The 16,066-nt window shown below is 76.5% G+C and carries 15 protein-coding genes; 7 read left to right on the top strand and 8 right to left on the bottom strand.

The genetic code is table 11. The annotated features are described in order from the left end of the window. The first annotated feature begins 71 nt into the window (after positions 1-71). The 5 genes from OO57_RS13965 to OO57_RS13945 are packed head-to-tail and all read left to right on the top strand — an operon-like array spanning position 72 to position 4,338. Positions 72-1,325, top strand: a complete 1,254-nt coding sequence (locus tag OO57_RS13965; RefSeq protein WP_033252743.1) for an isochorismate synthase — start codon at positions 72-74, stop codon at positions 1,323-1,325. Beyond that, positions 1,322-1,564 carry a hypothetical protein gene (locus OO57_RS44705; protein ID WP_033252742.1) on the top strand — a complete coding sequence of 81 codons (243 nt, stop codon included), beginning with the start codon at positions 1,322-1,324 and terminating at the stop codon, positions 1,562-1,564. The genes OO57_RS13965 and OO57_RS44705 overlap by 4 nt, the downstream gene beginning before the upstream one ends. Further along, positions 1,561-3,162 carry a (2,3-dihydroxybenzoyl)adenylate synthase gene (locus tag OO57_RS13955; RefSeq protein WP_033252741.1) on the top strand — a complete coding sequence of 534 codons (1,602 nt, stop codon included), beginning with the start codon at positions 1,561-1,563 and terminating at the stop codon, positions 3,160-3,162. The genes OO57_RS44705 and OO57_RS13955 overlap by 4 nt, the downstream gene beginning before the upstream one ends. A 25-nt stretch (positions 3,163-3,187) precedes the next feature. Next, positions 3,188-3,838 (top strand): isochorismatase family protein, encoded by a 651-nt coding sequence (locus tag OO57_RS13950; protein WP_033252740.1) that lies wholly within the window; start codon positions 3,188-3,190, stop codon positions 3,836-3,838. Next, complete coding sequence (locus tag OO57_RS13945) at positions 3,835-4,338, top strand: GNAT family N-acetyltransferase (protein WP_033252739.1); 504 nt, start codon at positions 3,835-3,837, stop codon at positions 4,336-4,338. Before OO57_RS13950 ends, OO57_RS13945 begins: the two co-directional genes overlap by 4 nt. Positions 4,339-4,375: 37 nt before the next feature. Here OO57_RS13945 and OO57_RS13940 read toward each other — a convergent pair whose 3' ends face one another. Then, complete coding sequence (locus OO57_RS13940) at positions 4,376-6,091, bottom strand: hypothetical protein (RefSeq protein ID WP_051777529.1); 1,716 nt, start codon at positions 6,089-6,091, stop codon at positions 4,376-4,378. 372 nt (positions 6,092-6,463) lie between these two features. Between OO57_RS13940 and OO57_RS13935 the strand changes: the two genes are divergently transcribed. Together OO57_RS13935 and OO57_RS13930 are read left to right on the top strand one after the other, a co-directional pair. Continuing rightward, a complete protein-coding gene (locus tag OO57_RS13935) occupies positions 6,464-7,366 on the top strand; it encodes an amidohydrolase family protein (protein ID WP_033252738.1) in 903 nt (300 codons plus the stop codon). Between the two features lie 63 nt (positions 7,367-7,429). After that, positions 7,430-8,257: an alpha/beta hydrolase gene (locus tag OO57_RS13930; protein WP_063737559.1), complete on the top strand. Its 828-nt coding sequence runs from the start codon at positions 7,430-7,432 to the stop codon at positions 8,255-8,257. A 7-nt stretch (positions 8,258-8,264) separates the two neighbouring features. Here OO57_RS13930 and OO57_RS13925 read toward each other — a convergent pair whose 3' ends face one another. The 7 genes from OO57_RS13925 to OO57_RS13895 form a co-directional block, all read right to left on the bottom strand. Continuing rightward, complete coding sequence (locus tag OO57_RS13925; RefSeq protein ID WP_234337335.1) at positions 8,265-9,452, bottom strand: FecCD family ABC transporter permease; 1,188 nt, start codon at positions 9,450-9,452, stop codon at positions 8,265-8,267. Further along, complete coding sequence (locus tag OO57_RS13920; protein WP_033252737.1) at positions 9,449-10,489, bottom strand: FecCD family ABC transporter permease; 1,041 nt, start codon at positions 10,487-10,489, stop codon at positions 9,449-9,451. The genes OO57_RS13925 and OO57_RS13920 overlap by 4 nt, the downstream gene beginning before the upstream one ends. Further along, entirely contained in the window at positions 10,486-11,337 is an 852-nt protein-coding gene (locus OO57_RS13915) for a siderophore-interacting protein (protein WP_081973664.1), read from the bottom strand. Before OO57_RS13915 ends, OO57_RS13920 begins: the two co-directional genes overlap by 4 nt. A 223-nt stretch (positions 11,338-11,560) precedes the next feature. Then, positions 11,561-13,294, bottom strand: a complete 1,734-nt coding sequence (locus OO57_RS13910) for an ABC transporter ATP-binding protein (protein WP_051777525.1) — start codon at positions 13,292-13,294, stop codon at positions 11,561-11,563. Further along, entirely contained in the window at positions 13,287-15,149 is a 1,863-nt protein-coding gene (locus tag OO57_RS13905) for an ABC transporter ATP-binding protein (RefSeq protein WP_158715115.1), read from the bottom strand. Before OO57_RS13905 ends, OO57_RS13910 begins: the two co-directional genes overlap by 8 nt. Positions 15,150-15,231: 82 nt before the next feature. Continuing rightward, a complete protein-coding gene (locus tag OO57_RS13900; protein ID WP_033252736.1) occupies positions 15,232-15,444 on the bottom strand; it encodes an MbtH family protein in 213 nt (70 codons plus the stop codon). 50 nt (positions 15,445-15,494) lie between these two features. Further along, positions 15,495-16,066 (bottom strand): AMP-binding enzyme (locus OO57_RS13895; RefSeq protein WP_033252735.1); only part of this gene is annotated, 572 nt, incomplete at its 5' end.

Below are 16,066 nucleotides of genomic sequence, written 5' to 3'. Positions count from 1 at the left end.
CCCTCGCCTCCCCACCTCCCGCCCTCGCAGTGCCGGTGCGCGCCCGCGCACCGGCGGAACGGAGCAGCAGCATGACCACGGCCCCCGCACTCCGGCCGCCCGCCACCTCCTCCGGCGCCGCGACCGCCGTCACCGGTGCCACCGGCGCCGACCTGTTGGCCGCGTACCGGCCGGGCCCGGACCGGGCCCTGCTCGCCACGCCGACCCGCACCCTGCTCGCCGAGGGCGTGCACCGCAGCGTCGAGGACCCCGCGGAGGCCGGACGGCTGCTCGCCGCGGCCCGGGCCGGCGGCCGGGGCGAAGGCGGGGACGGGGACGGGGACGAGCGCGGGGAGGACGGCGGGCAGCGGTTGCTGGTCGGGGCGATCCCGTTCGCGCCGGGGGCGCCCGCCCGGTTGTTCGTCCCCGAGCGGGTCCGCCTGGCCGGGCCGGTGGCGCCGACGGCTCCCGCTCCTTCGGCCACCGACCTTGCCGGGGAAGGGCGTTGGCGCAGCCGTCCGGTGCCGGAGCCGGAGGGGTACCGGGCGGCGGTCGCGGAGGCGGTGCGGCGGCTGGCCGGCGACTCCCCGCTGGAGAAGGTGGTGCTGGCCCGCACCCTGGAGCTGACCGCGCCCGGCGGGAGCGACCTGGCCGCGATGGCGGCCCGGCTGGTGCAGCGCGACCCGCACGGCTACACCTTCGCGGTACCGGCCGGCGGGGCGGCGACGCTGATCGGCGCCAGCCCGGAGCTGCTGGTGTCGCGGCGCGGCAGCCGGGTGGTGTCCAACCCGCTGGCCGGTTCGGCCGCCCGCAGCGCCGACCCGGTGGAGGACCGGCTGCGCGCCGAGGCGCTGCTGCAGTCCCCGAAGGACCTCGCCGAGCACGCCTTCGTGGTCGACGCCGTCCGGGCCGCGCTCGCCTCGTTCTGCACCGGACTGACCGCCCCGGAACGGCCGACCCTGCTGCGCACCGCCACGATGTGGCACCTGTCCTCCACCGTCACCGGCACCCTGCGCGAACCCGCCACCAGCGCACTGGAGTTGGCCCTGGCCCTGCACCCGACGCCGGCGGTCTGCGGCACCCCGACGGCCCAGGCCCGGGCCGCGATCGGCGAACTGGAGCCCTTCGACCGGGGCCTGTACACGGGCGTGGTCGGCTGGGGCGACGCCTCCGGCGACGGTGAGTGGGTGGTGACCCTGCGCTGCGCCGAGGCGGACGGCGACCTGCTGCGGCTGTTCGCGGGCGCGGGCGTGGTCGCCGCCTCCGACCCGGACCTCGAACTCGCCGAGACCGCCGCCAAGTTCCGCACCTTCCTGCACGCGGTGGGTCTGGCGGACGCCCGGTGAGCCTGCACCCCGCGGGGCCCGAGGCGGGCGGCGGCGCCGTCACCCGCCACTGGAGCGGCCGACTGCTGGACGCGGGCCTGCGCCAGCACACCGCCGAAGCCGCCGAGGCCGCCGAAGCCTCGGAGGCCACCGAGGCCACCGAGGCCGCAGCCTCCGAGGCCACCATGGCCGCGGAAGCGCCTCGCTCCACCGACTCCCCTTCCCCCCAGCCGAGTTGCCCGCCGGAGGACGCCCGATGACCCTGTACCCACCCGAGGCCGCCGCCCGCCACCGCGCCGCCGGGTACTGGACCGGCGAGCTGCTGGACGAGATGGTCCGGCGGCACGCGGCCGCGACGCCGGACCGGATCGCGGTCACCGACCGGGAGCGGCAGTGGAGTTACGCCGAGCTGGACGCCCGGGCCGACCGGCTGGCGGCCGGGATGGCGGCCCGCGGACTGCGCCGGGGCGACCGGGTGGTGCTGCAACTGCCCAACGTGGCCGAGTTCTTCGAGGTGTTCTTCGGCGCGCTGCGGGCCGGGGTGGTGCCGGTGATGGCGCTGCCCGCGCACCGGCGGGCCGAGATCGCGTACTTCTGCGCGTTCGCCGAGGCCCGGGCGCTGTTCGTGCCGGACCGCCACGAGGGCTTCGACCACCGGGAGTTGGCGGCCGAGGTGCGGGCGGCGGTGCCGCAGCTGCTGGAGGTGTTCGTGGTCGGCGACCCGGGGCCGTTCGCCCCGCTGGCCGAACTGCGGTCCCCGGAGGGCGCGTTGCCGCCCGAGCGGCCGGACTCGGGCGACCTGGCGTTCCTCCAGCTGTCGGGCGGTTCGACCGGCCTGCCGAAGCTGATCCCGCGCTGCCACGACGACTACCTGTACAGCGTCCGGGCGTCCGCCGGGATCTGCGAACTCACGCCCGATTCGGTGTACTTGTGCGCGCTCCCGGCCGCGCACAACTTCCCGCTGTCCTCCCCCGGCACGCTGGGGACGTTCTTCGCGGGCGGCCGGGTGGTGCTGGCGCCCGATCCGAGCCCGGCCACCGCGCTGGCCCTGATCGCCCGCGAGCGGGTCACCCTGACCGGGGTGGTGCCGCCGCTGGCGCTGGCCTGGGCGGCCGCCGCCGAGGCGGCCGGGGACGGCGGACCCGACCTGTCCAGCCTGGAGCTGCTCCAGGTCGGCGGGGCCAAGCTGAGCGAGGGGGCCGCGCGGCGGCTGGGCCCGGCGCTCGGCTGCCGGCTGCAGCAGGTGTTCGGCATGGCGGAGGGGCTGGTCAACTACACCCGCCCGGAGGACGACGAGCACACCGTCCTCACCACCCAGGGCCGTCCGATCTCGCCCGACGACGAGGTGCGGGTGGTCGACGACCACGACCGCGACCTGCCCGACGGCACGCCCGGGCACCTGCTCACCCGCGGCCCGTACACCGTCCGCGGCTACTGGCGGGCGCCCGAGCACAACGCCCGCGCGTTCACCGCGGACGGCTTCTACCGCACCGGCGACATCGTCCGGCGCACCGCCACCGGGCACCTGGTGGTGGAGGGGCGGGCGAAGGACCAGATCAACCGGGGCGGTGAGAAGGTGGCCGCCGAGGAGGTGGAGAACGTGCTGCTCGCGCACCCGGCGGTGCACGACGTGTCGGTGGTCGCGGTGCCGGACGAGTTCCTGGGCGAGCGCTCCTGCGCGTACGTGATCCTGCGACCGGACGCGGAGCGGCCGCGGCCGGTCGAGCTGAAGGCGTTCGTGCGGGCCGCCGGGCTGGCCGGGTTCAAGGTGCCGGACCGGGTGGAGTTCGTCGACGCCTTCCCGTCCACCGGCATCGGCAAGGTCAGCAAGAAGGACCTGCGCGCCACCGCGAACTGATCCACCGTCAGAGAGGCTCTCCCCCGTGGCCATTCCCGCCATCGCCCCCTACCCACTGCCCGGCCCCGACGGGCTGCCGCCGCGCCGCGTCCCGTGGCAGGTCGACCCGGCCCGGGCCGCCGTGCTGGTGCACGACCTCCAGCACTACTTCCTGGCCGCGTTCCCGCCCGCCGGGCCGCCGCTGGAACCCGTCCTGGCGCACACCGCGCGGATCCTGGCCGCCGCCCGGGCCGCCGGGGTACCGGTGTTCTACTCGCACCAGCGCGGCGGCCAGAGCCCCGAACAGCGCGGCCTGCAACTGGACTTCTGGGGCCCCGGCCTGCCCGCCGACGAGCACGCCCAGGCGATGCCCGCCGCCGTCGCGCCCGAGCCCGGGGACCGGCTGGTACTGAAGTGGAAGTACAGCGCGTTCGCCCGCACCGACCTCGCCGAGCAGCTCGCCGGACTCGGCCGCGACCAGCTGGTGGTCGTCGGCGTGTACGCCCACATCGGGGTGCAGATGACGGCCGCCGACGCCTGGCAGCGCGACCTGCAGGCCTTCGTGATCGCCGACGCCGTCGCCGACTTCTCCGCCGAGCAGCACCACGAGGCACTGCGCTGGACGGCCGGGAAGTGCGCCGTCGTGCTGGACACCGCGCAGCTGCTGGAGCGGCTGTCCGGGGACGGCGCCGCATGACCCTCCCCGCCCCCGCCGCCCTCCCCGCAACCGTCGCCGTCCCCGTCGCGGTCCGCACCGACTTCCGGGACGCCCGCGCGCTGTACGAGCTGTCGCTGCCGTTCCTGCGCACGGGGGCGCTGCGGGCCCGCACCCCGGCGGACTACCGGCGGGCCGCGGACACCTTCCTGGTGGTCCGCGGCCCGGGCGGCGCGCCGGACGCCTGCGCGGCGCTGCGCGTCCTGGCACCCAGCCCCGGGCACCCGCCGACCGGCGTGCTGCACAACCTGTGCGTGCGGGCCGACCGGCAGGGCCGGGGTCTGGGCGGGCTGCTGGTCGCCGCCGTCCTCGCGCACGCCCGCCGCAGCGCACTGTCCGCCGTCGTCACCGCCACCACCGGCGACGGCGCACTGTTCACCCGGCACGGCTTCGCCCGGCTACCCACCGCGGCCGCCCCGCCGTCCTGGGCCGCCGAGCTGGACCCGTCCCGCGGCTCCCGGGTCTTCCGCCGCCTGCTGTGACCGGCCCCTCGGCGGGCGGCTGCCCGGGCGCGGCAAGTCACTCGGCGGGGGCGGCCTCCGGGGCGGTCGCGGTCAGGGCGGCCGGGGTGGTCAGCGCCCTTCCCAGCAGCGCCTCGCGCTCGGCCTCCGGGATCGCCATCGCCTCGGCGAGGACGGCGGCCAGTGCGTCCACCGGGGTGTTGTCGCCGTCGGGGCGGAAGACCCAGCGGATGCTCTCGTCCCGGGTGATCAGGTCGATCGCCGGGCGCGCGTTCGCGTCCGGCGCGGTCGCCGCCCTGACGTAGCGGACCAGGTCCAGCGGGATGACCTGCCGGATCTCGCCCTGTTCGAGGAACGCGCCCGTCCGGGCGGTGACGATGCGCCGGTCCGTGACGGCGACCAGCGTCCGCGTGGTGCTCTTGTCGATCGCCGCCGCCAGCTTCTCCTTCGCGCCGCCGAGGATCGCCGAGATCGGGCCCAGGGCGTCCAGTTGGTCGGGGAAGGCGAGCACCCGCAGCGTCTCGCCGTCCTCCAGGATCCACCGCAGCAGGCGCAGGTAGGGGTCGGGCTCCAGCGTGCCGGGTGAGCAGAGCACCTCCGGGACGTCCAGTGCCGGGGGTGCCGGGCGCAGGGCGTCCGCGAGCGGCTCGACCGCCTCCAGGAGCCGGGCGGAGGTCTCCCGCGCCGCCTTGGCGTCCTTGCGGCGTCCGGGCAGCGACAGGCCGTCCGGCCCGGGGAGTTCGGCGAGGATGCGCAGCTCCCTGGTCAGCGCGTCGAGCAGGCCCGTCGCCCCGGCGAGCGCCGCGTCCAGCTCGGCCCGGGTGTCGCGGACGACGACCTCCGCGTACCGCGCCTCGTGGGCGTCCTCGCGCCCCGCCTCACTCGCCCGCCCGGCCCGCAGCGCCTGGTAGCCGGTCCACGCCTTCACGGCGGACAGCAGGGCGTTGGCGTCGAAGGCGATCGCCTCGGCGTTCGTCCGCAGGTGGTCGCGGCGCTGCGCACCGGGCCGGTCGAGTTCCCTGACATGGGCCCGGACGTTGCCCCGGTAGAGGTCGAGTTGCTTGCGCAGCAGCGTCTCGCTGCCCGCGAGGCTGCCCCACAGGGACTTCGGGACCGCCCCGACCTCCCGCGCCTGCTCGATCGCACGCTCGATGGTGGTGACCAGGCCCGTCAGTTCGGCCCACTGGTCGTGGCGGATCGCGGTGAGCACCTGGGTGGTCAGCGCGATGTTGGTCCTGACCAGGCCGGTGATCTCGTTCAGCTGCATCTGCAGGGCGATCGAGGCCAGGGCCGGTCCCAGGGTCGCCGCGGCCTGCGCGACGCTCGCCACCGCCCCCGCACCCGTCGCACCCGCCGCGCCCACGGGGACGAACCGGGCCTGCGCGACGATCTTCCCGCCGTTGAACACCGCGCCGAGGTTCGCCCCGTCCTTGACGGCGAGCGTCCCGCCGGCCTTCAGCAGGGCCTGCGTCGCGCCGCTCAACCGGTAGAGCCCCTGCGCCGCGGGCAGCGCCTTCCCGAGCGTGCCCGCGGCCGTTGCCACGCTGCCCACCGAGGCGAGGGTGGTGGCGAGCTGCGCCCGGTCCGCGGTCGACACCAGTCCGAAGTCGACCAGACCGGGGGCGAGTTCCGCCGGGACCTCACCGAAGACCACGGCGATGCCCGGCAGCACCTCCGCGAGCACCGTCGAGGCGGGTATCGCGTCCCGTGCCGCGTCGGCGCCACCGCTCCCCCCGGGCTCGGCGGTTCCGGTCGAGTCCGCGGGGTCGTGCATGCGATGTCCTCCCGAAGGGCACCGACGGCCGGGCGCCGTCGACGTTCACTGCGGCAGTCTAGGGCTCGGCTGCACACCGTTCCGCGGCCGCGGAACGACAGGACGGGGCCGGGGTCAGAGGCGGTGGCGGAGGTACTGCGGGTCGTCAACGGGCCGCGCTCGAAACGGTTCTCGTCCAGCCCGTTGACGATCCGCAGCCGGTCGAGGCCGGCGCGGCGGGGCCGACGGGGCGGGGCCGACGGGGCCGGGGAAGGTGCACTCGACCGCGACCGTGCCCGCCGCGTCGTCCCACCGGCCGCCGACCCACCAGCCCCGCCGGCTGCTCCCCGTGCGCGGCCCGCACCGTAACGGCCGTGCGGCATGATCGTGGGCATGACGGATTCCGTGCGGGAGGCAGCGGCCGCGGAGGTCGGCGAGGTGCGCCGGTTCTGGGGCGGGTTGGGGCTGCCCGGGCTGGTCGACGTGCACACGCACTTCATGCCGGAGCGGGTGCTGCGCAAGGTGTGGGAGTACTTCGACGCCAACGGGCCGCTGATCGGGGCGCGCGGCTGGCCGATCGCCTACCGGCACGGGGAGGCCGAACGGACGGCGCTGCTGCGGGAGTTCGGGGTGTGGGCGTTCACCGCGATGCTGTACCCGCACAAGCCCGGCATGGCGCGCTGGCTGAACGGCTGGGCGGCCGGGTTCGCGGCCCGCACGCCCGACTGCCTGCACACCGCGACGCTGTTCCCGGAGGACGGGGTGGCGGGGTACGTCCGGGAGGCGCTGGACGGCGGGGCGCGGGTGTTCAAGGCGCACGTGCAGGTCGGCGGCTACGACCCGGCGGACCGGCTGCTGGACGCCGCGTGGGGCCTGTTGGCGGAGGCCGGGACGCCCGTGGTGATCCACTGCGGCTCCGGGCCCGCGCCCGGCCGGCACACCGGGCCGGGGCCGGTCGCCCGCGTCCTGGAACGGCATCCGCAACTGCCGCTGGTGATCGCCCACTTGGGGCTGCCCGAGTACCGCGAGTTCCTCGACCTGGCCGACCGCTACGAGCGGGTGCACCTGGACACCACGATGGCGTTCACCGACTTCACCGAGGAGTTCGCGCCCTTCCCCCGCGAGCTGCTGCCCCGGCTCGCCGACCGCGGCGACCGCGTCCTGCTCGGCACCGACTTCCCCAACATCCCCTACCCGTACCTGCACCAGCTCCGCGTCCTGGAGCGGCTGGACCTCGGCGCGGACTGGCTGCGCGCGGTCTGCCACGACAACGCGGCCCGGCTGTTCGGCCTGTGACCGACCTGTGAGACGCCGCGCCGGGCGGGAATGAACGGCGGGGCGCGGGTGCTCGGGGCCGGTATGGATCTCTCGCTGCCCCCGGTCGCCCCCGTCCCCTCGCCGTACGGCGGCCTCTCCCGCCACGGCGTCAGCTACGCGCTGCGCACCGGTTTCCGCCCGCTGCTGCTGGACCTGCACGTGCCGGCCGGGGAGGGGCCGTTCCCGGTGGTGGTGTGGCTGCACGGCGGCGCGTTCCGGGAGGGCGACCGCCGCTACCTGCCGGACACGCTGCGGCCCGGCTCGGTGTTCGAGGCGCTGGTGGCGGCGGGCTTCGCGGTCGCGACGGTCGACTACCGGCTCTCCGGCGAGGCCCGGTACCCGGCCCAACTCGACGACGTGACGGCCGCGTTGCGCTACCTGCGGAAGTACGCCGGGGAGCTCGGCCTGGACGCCGACCGGCTCGGGGTGTGGGGCGAGTCCGCGGGCGGGACGCTGGCCGCGCTCGCCGCGCTGACCACCGACGCGGTCACGGCCGCCGTCTGCTGGTACCCGCCCACCGACCTGGCCGCCCTCGGCCACCACGGGCCGGACTCCCCGGTCACCCAACTGCTGGGCGGCTGCTCGTCCGAGCTCGTCGCGGAGGCCGAGCGGGCCAGCCCGGTCCGGCACGTCTCCCCTGCCGCGCCGCCGTTCCTGCTGGTGCACGGCGTGCAGGACGACCTGGTGCCGCTGTCCCAGTCCGAGGCCCTGCACGGGCGCCTGCTCGCGGCGGGCGTCCGCTCCGTCCTGGTGCCGGTCGAGGGCGCCGGGCACTGCTTCGGCGGGTACCCCGACACCACGGGCCTGATCGCCGACGCGGTGGCCTTCCTCACTGCCGAACTCTCGGACCGTGCCGGGCAGGTGAATTGACGCTTCGTCAGGCCGTGCGGCGCCACTGGCGGGCGATCAGCCAGACCAGGTAGCCGCCGCCGACCACGCCGGTGAGGATGCCGACGGGCAGCTGGGTGGGGGCGAGCAGGCGCTGCGCGGCCAGGTCGGAGAGCGCGAGCAGCAGTGCGCCGAGCAGCGCGGAGCCGAGCAGGTTGGGGCCGGAGGTGCGGGTGAGGCGGCGGACGGCCTGCGGGGCGATCAGGGCGACGAACGGGACGGGCCCGGCGGCGGCGGTCGCGGCGGCGGTCAGCGCGACGCCGGTCAGGACCAGCCGGAGCTGGACCGCCTCGGTGCGCACGCCGAGCGCGGCGGCGGTGTCGTCGCCGAGTTCCAGCATCCGCAGCGGGCGGCCGAGCAGGACCGCGGCCGGGAGCAGCACCAGCAGGGCCAGCGCCATCGGCGTGCAGTGCTCCCAGCCGCGGGCGTTGAGGCTGCCGGTGAGCCAGACGGCGGCGCTCTGCGCGTCGCTGAACGAGGCCCTGGCGATCAGGTAGGCGTTGAGCGAGGAGAGCAGCGAGGAGACGCCGATGCCGACCAGGACGAGCCGGTAGCCCTGGGTGCCGCCGCGCCGGGCGAGCAGGTAGACCAGCAGCGAGGTGGCCAGGCCGCCCGCCACCGCGCCGCCCGCGACGGTGGCCGCACCGCCGCCGATCAGCAGGATGACGGTGAGCGCGCCGGTGGCCGAGCCGACGGTGAACCCGATGACGTCCGGGCTGCCGAGCGGGTTGCGGGCCAGGGTCTGGAACAGCGTCCCGGCGAGGCCGAGCGCGGCGCCGACCAGCAGGGCGGTGAGCAGCCGGGGCAGCCGCACGTCCATGACGATGTACCGGTCGGCACGCCGTCCGCCGCCGCCGAGGACGTCGAGGACGTCCCGGACGGGCAGCGGGTAGTCGCCCGCGGTGAGGGTCCAGGCGGCGGTGCCGAGCAGGGCGAGCAGCAGCAGGCCGCTGACGAGGGCGGCGCGCGGGTGCCAGCGCAGCGAGCGTCCGCCGGGCAGCGGGACCGCCCTGATCGGGAGGACCGCCGGGGCGGGGGCGGTCGCGGGGCCGGGGACGGCCGGGGCGGGGCCGGTGGCGGGGTCGGTGGCGGCCGGGGCGGGGGCAGTGGCGGGGCCGGTCGCGGCCGGGGCGGGGTCGGTGGCGGGGCCGGTCGCGGGGTCGGTGGCGGCGTTCACAGGTGGGCGATCCTCCGGCCGCGCACCAGCGCGATGAAGAGCGGGGCGCCGAGGAAGGCGGTGACCACGCCGACCTGGAGTTCGGCGGGGCGCAGCAGCAGCCGGCCGAGGATGTCGGAGGCGAGCAGCAGGACGGGGGCGAGGGCGGCGGAGAGCAGCATGATCCAGCGCTGGTCGGGGCCGCACAGGTGGCGGGCGAGGTGCGGGACGGCCAGGCCGACGAAGGCGATCGGGCCGACGGCGGCGGTGGCGGCGCCGCACAGCAGGGTGACGGCGAGCAGGCTGAGGGCGCGGGTGCGGGCGGGGTGGGCGCCGAGAGCGTGGCCGGTGTCGTCGCCGAGGGCGAGCGCGTTGAGCGGGCGGCCGAGCAGCAGGGCGAGGACCGCGCCGCACAGCAGGAACGGCAGGACCTGGCCGACGGCGGCGGAGTCGACGCCCGCGAAGGTGCCGATCTGCCAGTAGCGGAAGCGGTTCAGGGTCTGCGGGTCGAGCAGGATCAGGGCGTTGACGAAGGCGGTGAGCACGGCGGTGACGGCGGTGCCCGCGAGGGCGAGCCGGGCGGGGGTGGCGGCGCCGCGGCCGCCGCCGAGGACCTGCACGACGAACGCGGCGACGGCCGCGCCGAGCAGGGCGAACCAGACGAAGGCGTGGAAGGTCCGCAGGTCGAACAGGGCGGTTCCGGCGGCGACGGCGGCCGCGGCGCCGCCGTTGATGCCGAGCAGGCCGGGGTCGGCGAGCGGGTTGCGGGTGAGGGCCTGCATCATCGCGCCGGAGATGCCGAGGGCGGCGCCGACGGTGATGCCGAGCAGGGTGCGCGGGATGCGCGAGTGATGGACGGCGATCCAGTCCTCGCCGGTGGGGTCGCGGTGCAGCAGGACGTGCAGCACCTGCCCGGGGGCGATGGAGCGGGCGCCGACGCCGAGCGAGAGGACGGCGAGGACGGCGAGCAGGGCGAGGGCGCCGAGCAGCCAGGCGGTGCGGCGGGCGGCGGTGCTGCGGGGCTTGACCGTCACGAGGGCCGGGGCGTGCGTGCTCATGAGTGCGGGGTGTGCTCGTCCTCGTGGTGGTCGTGGTTGGCGGTGCCGCGCTTCCAGTAGCCGTCGACGTCGACCTGGTCGCGGGTCAGGCCGCGTTCGGTGCGCAGGTGACGGCGGATCGGGCGGAGGGTGTTGGCCTCTCCGGCGATCCAGGCGAAGCCGGTGCCGGGCGGCAGCTCGGCGGCGCGGACGGCGCGTTCGAGGTGGTCGGTGGTGCCGGGGGCGGCGGTGCCGCGGTGCAGCCAGACCAGGGTGGCGTCGGCGGCGGTGGTGAGCTGCTGCTCGTCCTCGGGGCCGGCGACCTCGGCGAAGGCGAGCACCCGGACCCCGGCGGGCAGTGCCTCCAGCCAGCGGGCGAGCGCGGGCAGGGCGGTCTCGTCGGCGCCGAGCAGGTACCAGTCGTGGACGAGGTCGATCTCCTCGGAGCCGCGCGGCCCGAACACGCCGAGCTTCATGCCGGGTCGGGCGGCGGCCGCCCAGTTGGAGCCGACGCCGCCCGCGTGCAGGACCATGTCGATGTCCAGTTCGCGGGCCTCGCGCCGGTAGTGGCGGATCGTGTAGTCCCGGGTGACGGGCTCCTCGGGGGCGTCCATCCAGGTGTCGTTCTCGACCACGGGCTCGACCGGGAGGTCTCGGCCGGGTTCGGCGAAGCAGAGCTTGACGTGGTCGGTGGGGGCCTGTTCGCAGAAGCCCTCCAGGGCGTCCCCGGCGAAGGTGACCCTGACCGTGCCGGGGGTGATCCGCCGGACCCGCTTGACGTCCAGCAGGCGGTACTTGAGCGGGTGGCGGACGATCCGCATCCGCGGCAGCTGCGCGGTCGGGCGCGGCTCGGTCGGGGTGGTGGTCATCGGTCAACCCATTCGATCGGTGGTGGCCGGGTCGGGCGGCGGGGCGCTGCTCGGCCGTGCGGAGCGCTGCTCGGTTGTACGGGGCACTGCTCGGCCGTACGAGGACCTGCACGGCCGCACAGGGATCTGCACGGCCGTGCGGACTCCCGGACGGTCGTGCGGACTCCCGGACGGCCGAGCAGGCTCCCGGACGGGTGAGCAGCGCCCCACCGGCACGTGTAGCTTAGGCTAGCCTAACCTTTTCTTCGCGCAAAGGGCGGCCCGTCCCTGAACCCTCGTCAGCGACCACCCGGCCCCCCGCCAGCCGCACCACCCGGGGCAGCCGGGCGATGGTCGCGGGGCGGTGCGCGATGACGATCAGCGTGCAGTCGGCGTGCAGCTCGTCCAGGGCGTCCTCCAGCCGGGCCGCGGTGGCCGGGTCGATGTCGGCGGTGGCCTCGTCCAGCACCAGCACCGCCGGATCGGCCAGCACCGCGCGCACCACGCCCAGGATCTGCCGCTCCCCCGCCGACAGCCGGGCCCCGCGCTGCCCGACCTCCGCGTCCAGGCCGCCCAGGCCCGCCAGCCAGCCCGTCAGGCCCAGCCGCGCCACGGCCCGTTCGACCGCCGCCCGGTCCGGCGCGCCCCGCACCAGTGCCAGGTTCTCCGCGACGGTGCCGGTCACCAGCCGCACCTCCTGCGGGACGAGCACCACCCGGCCGCGCAGCTGCCGCTCGGGCAGCTCGGACAGCGGGACGCCCGCGAAGGTCACCCGGCCCGCGTCCGGCGCGTACAGGCCGCACAGCAGCTTGGAGAGCGTCGTCTTCCCGGAGCCGGTCTCGCCGACCACGCCGGTGCGGCTGCCGGACGGGAACGCCAGCGTGACGCCGTGCAGCTCGCGGCCGTCCGTGCGGTAGCCGAAGTCGACGTCCTCGCAGCGCAGTTCACCGCGGGCGGGGAGGGCGTCGACGTCCGCGCGGGCGTCCCGCGGCCGTGTGGCCGACAGCAGGTCGAGCAGCCGGGCCAGGCCGGTGCGGGCGGTGGCGACCTCGCCGACCAGCTGCGACAGGTCGGTGAACGAGTCGAACAGGTTGCGGCTGGCCACCACGAACACCACCACGGTGCCGACGCCCAGCGCGTCCCGGGTGACCAGCCAGCCGCCGACGCCGAGCAGCGCGACCAGCGCCAGGCCCTCGATCAGGCTGACCAGGTCGATCCGGTTCTCCACCCGCAGGGCGCGCCGGGCGGCCCGCACCGCCTGCCGGTTCTCCGCGTCGAAGCGCCGCGTCCAGCCGGGCAGGCCGCGCGAGGTCTGCAGCGCCTCGCGGGCCGTCAGCGTCTCGGTGAAGGTCGCCGCGACGCCCGCCTCCGCGCTCGCCTTGCCGCCGAACGCGGCCGCCGCGTCCCGCTGGAACCAGCGGGTGACCATCAGCGTCGGCGGCAGGAACACCACGAGCTGGACCAGCAGCAGCTGCCAGGAGTACCCGGTCAGCACGGCGAGCGTGAAACCGAGGGTGGCCAGCGCCGAGACCAGGTTGCGCAGGTGCAGCCGGACGAACGCGGCCAGCGCGGCCACCTCGCCGGTGGCGCGGCGCAGCAGGTCGCCGCTGCGGTGGGCCTCCAGGAAGCGCAGCGGGGCGGTGGCGAGGTTCTCCACGGCCTGCTCGCGCAGGGTGCGCACCACGTCCTCGCCGCTGCGGATCAGCAGCAGCTCGCCGACCCGGGCCAGGACGAGTTGTGCGACGGCGAGCACGGCCAGCAGTGCGACGGCCAGGCCGAGGCGGCCCCGGTCGCCGTCCAGCAGCGCGTCGGTGGCCAGGCCGACCAGCGGGGCGACGGCCACCAGTGCGGCGGAGTCGGCCAGTCCGACGCCGAGCGCGACGGCGAGCCGGGCCCGGTGCGGGCGCAGGTAGGGCAGGGCGCGGCGCAGCACGCCGCGCTCGTCGGCCTCCTCGCGCAGCGGCGGCTGGTCAGCCACGGGTGGCCTCCACGAGGGTCGGGGACAGCGGGTCGGCACGGAGCGGGTCGACATGGGGGGCCCGCAGTTCGACCGCCCGGTCGGCGGCCTTCAGCACGGCGGCGCGGTGGGTGGCGAACAGCAGGGTGCGGCGGCCGTCGGCCCAGGCGCGCAGGCGCTCCAGGACGAGGGCCTCGGTGGCGGTGTCGAGCGCGGAGGTCGCGTCGTCGAGCAGCAGCACGGCGGGGTCGCCGAGCAGGGCGCGGGCGATCGCCAGCCGCTGGACCTGGCCGCCGGAGAGCGCGGTGCCGCCCTCGCCGAGCTCGGTGGCGTAGCCGTCGGGCATCGCGGCCAGCTGCTCGTGCAGCCCGGCGGTGCGGCAGGCGTCCTCCAGCGCGGACTGCGGGAGGTCGCGGCCCAGGCGCAGGTTGTCGGCGACGGTGCCGGAGAGCAGCACGGGCCGCTGGGCGACGTACGCGACCCGGGCCCGGACCTCGTCCAGCCGGGCGGCGCGCAGGTCGGTGCCGCCGTAGCGGACGGCGCCCCCGTCGGGGTCGTCGAGGCGGACGCCGAGCCGCAGCAGGGTGCTCTTGCCCGCGCCGGTGGCGCCGTGCAGGGCGACGAACTCGCCTGCTCCGACGGTCAGTTCGACGGGGCCGAGGACGGCCTTGCCGTCCCGCCGGGCCCGTACGCCCGCGAACTCCAGCGTGCCCGCCGCGGGCAGCTCCACCGGCTCGGGCGGGTCGGCGACGGTCGCGGCGAGGGACAGCACCTCGTCGATCCGGGCGGCGGCGACGTCGGCCTGGCCGCGTTCGAGCAGCCGGTCGACCAGGACGCGGGTGGCGAGGGTGACGATCGCCATCCAGGAGGTGAAGGCGACCAGGCCGCCGACGGTGAGGTGCCCGTCCAGCACGGCGAGGCCGCCGAGGCCGACCCCGGCGGCGACGGCCAGCCGCGGGACGAGCGGGGCGACGGCGGCCCAGCCGGCCTCGATCCGGGCGGCGGTGACGGTGCGGGCGGTGACCTCGGCGCTGGCGGTGTGGTGCCGGTCCACCAGCGGGCGGTGGCCGCCGGTGCCGCGCAGGCCGGTGCCGAGTTGCAGCAGGTCGGCGACGGCGTCGGCGCGGCGGCCGTGGGCGGCGGCCAGGTCGGCGGAGGCGGCGGCGAAGCGGCGCGGGTAGTGCAGGTTGACCCAGACCAGGAACGGCAGGGTGGCCAGCGTGACCAGCAGCAGGCTGAGGTCCAGGGCGCCGATCGCGGGCAGCACGGTCAGGAAGGTCGTGCCGAGCACCACCCAGATCGCCAGGCCGTGCACCCACTCGCGGACCAGGTCGGTGTCCCGGGTCGCCCGCATCGCCAGGTCGCCGTGGCCGCGCGCGGCCAGCGCGGCCCGGTCCAGGCCGCCCAGGTGCCGCAGCAGCCGTCCGCGCAGGTCGGCGCCGACCTTGGCGTCCGCGTACCCGGCCCAGTACTGCCAGCCGTACAGCCCGGCGAACTGCACCAGCGCGGCCAGCGCGGTCGCGCCCGCCCACCCCAGCAGGGCGGCGCCGTCGTGCTGCTGCAACCCGTCGTCCAGCGCCTTCTGCACGCACCAGGGGACGGCGAGCAGGGCGAGCTGGCGGACCGCGGCGGCCGTCATCGCGGCGGCGACGGTGGCCCGGTGCGGCCGCAGCGAGGCGCGCAGCAGCGCCTTGGCGCGGCGGCGGCGCTCGGCGGGGAGAGCGGAGGGGGGGAGGTCCTCGTCGGCGAAGTCGGCGTCGGCGAAGTCGACGTCGGCGGGGTCGGCGTCAGCGGGGTCGGCGTCAGCGGGGTCGGCGTCGGTGTCGGCGGCCGTGTCCGGGGCCTCGGCGGCGGGGGCTGGCTGGTGGGTGCTCACGGCGTTGGCCATCCGTCGGGGTAGCAGCGGGACGAGGGGGCGGCCCGGCGGGCGGGCCGCCCCCTCCCGGTGGGCGGGGAGGTCAGGCGGTGCGGGCGACCAGGCTGGCGGGGCGCAGGTCGGTCCAGTTGGCGTCGATGTACGCGGTGGCGCCCTCGCGGGTGTCCTCGCCGTGGACGGTCCGCCAGCCGGCCGGGACCTCGGCGAAGGCGGGCCACAGCGAGTGCTGGTTCTCGTCGTTGACCAGCACCAGGTAGCGGGCGTCGTCGTCCTCGAACGGGTTGGTGGAAGCCATCGGGTGTTCTCCTCTTCGGGCGGGGCTAGCGGGAGCGGGGTCGGCGGGGGTCAGGCGGAGCAGGAGGGCGGGTCGCCGAGGGCGGCGTCCACCAGGCGGTCGACCAGGAACTCGGCGAGGGCCGAGACGGTGGGTCGGGCCAGCAGGTCGGGCAGGCGGAGGTCCCCTTCGAAGTCGGCGCGCAGGCGCTGGAGCAGTTCCATCGCGAGCAGCGAGTGGCCGCCGAGGTCGAAGAAGTTCTCCTCGATGCCGACGGCGGGCAGCCCGAGCACCTCGGTGAACGCCGCGTGCACCACCCGTTCGCTCGGGTAGCGCGGGGCGCGCCGTTCGCCGCCGGTGGTGAAGTCCTCGGCGCGGGGCGCGGGCAGCGCCTTGCGGTCGAGCTTGCCGTTGACGGTCAGCGGCAGGGCGTCCAGGGCCACGAAGGCCGCGGGCACCATGTGTTCGGGCAGCCGGACGGCCAGCGTGCGACGGATCGCAGCGGCCGAGATAAGGGTACCCTCACTTGGCACCAGGTAGGCAGCCAGGCGCTTGACGCCGGGGGTGTCCTCGCGGACCACGACGGCGGCCTGGGCGACGTCCGGGTGGGCGGTCAACGCGTCCTCGATCTCGCCGGGTTCGA

This window comes from Kitasatospora phosalacinea, assembly GCF_000717185.1.
In the GTDB taxonomy this organism is placed as follows: Bacteria; Actinomycetota; Actinomycetes; order Streptomycetales; family Streptomycetaceae; genus Kitasatospora; species Kitasatospora phosalacinea_A.
The sequence above is the reverse complement of the archived record's forward strand: the minus strand, read 5'-3'. Positions and strand labels throughout refer to the sequence as shown.

Coding starts and splice junctions, on each gene's coding strand:
- OO57_RS13965 (WP_033252743.1), top strand. CDS start 72: ATGACCACGGCCCCCGCACTCCGGCCGCCCGCCACCTCCTCCGGCGCC.
- OO57_RS13955 (WP_033252741.1), top strand. CDS start 1,561: ATGACCCTGTACCCACCCGAGGCCGCCGCCCGCCACCGCGCCGCCGGG.
- OO57_RS13945 (WP_033252739.1), top strand. CDS start 3,835: ATGACCCTCCCCGCCCCCGCCGCCCTCCCCGCAACCGTCGCCGTCCCC.
- OO57_RS13940 (WP_051777529.1), bottom strand. CDS start 6,091: ATGCACGACCCCGCGGACTCGACCGGAACCGCCGAGCCCGGGGGGAGC.
- OO57_RS13935 (WP_033252738.1), top strand. CDS start 6,464: ATGACGGATTCCGTGCGGGAGGCAGCGGCCGCGGAGGTCGGCGAGGTG.
- OO57_RS13930 (WP_063737559.1), top strand. CDS start 7,430: ATGGATCTCTCGCTGCCCCCGGTCGCCCCCGTCCCCTCGCCGTACGGC.
- OO57_RS13920 (WP_033252737.1), bottom strand. CDS start 10,489: ATGAGCACGCACGCCCCGGCCCTCGTGACGGTCAAGCCCCGCAGCACC.
- OO57_RS13915 (WP_081973664.1), bottom strand. CDS start 11,337: ATGACCACCACCCCGACCGAGCCGCGCCCGACCGCGCAGCTGCCGCGG.
- OO57_RS13900 (WP_033252736.1), bottom strand. CDS start 15,444: ATGGCTTCCACCAACCCGTTCGAGGACGACGACGCCCGCTACCTGGTG.